The following is a 279-nucleotide window of genomic DNA, read 5'->3' as shown; positions in this document are numbered from 1 at the left end:
CAGATGGTAAATCTATTCATGAAGAAGATGAAGAAATGGTAGCATTTATTTTAGGATTATTAGCTACATCATAAAGGGGGTTATTATATGGCTTATAAATTCACAATGCAAGGGATTTTAAAGGAATTAGAAGATACTAAGGTACGTGAAGTTACATTCGATAATGGTAAATTATCCGGTGATTTGGTTCTCATAGAGGAACTGAATCACTATGCTAGTTTATATGAAATAGATGGAGACTTTAAAATTGGGTACGTACCACAGACAGGCAACTTCATA

General features: G+C 33.0%; 1 protein-coding gene. It reads left to right on the top strand.

Features of this window, described 5'->3' with window-relative positions; translation table 11 throughout:
• Positions 1-87 precede the first annotated feature (87 nt).
• Positions 88-279 (top strand): hypothetical protein (locus R2R70_RS19790; RefSeq protein ID WP_410978867.1); only part of this gene is annotated, 192 nt, incomplete at its 3' end.

This window comes from Cobetia sp. SIMBA_158, assembly GCF_046566945.1.
GTDB classification, from domain to species: Bacteria; Pseudomonadota; Gammaproteobacteria; order Pseudomonadales; family Halomonadaceae; genus Cobetia; species Cobetia amphilecti.
This window is presented reverse-complemented; position numbering and strand designations above follow the sequence as displayed.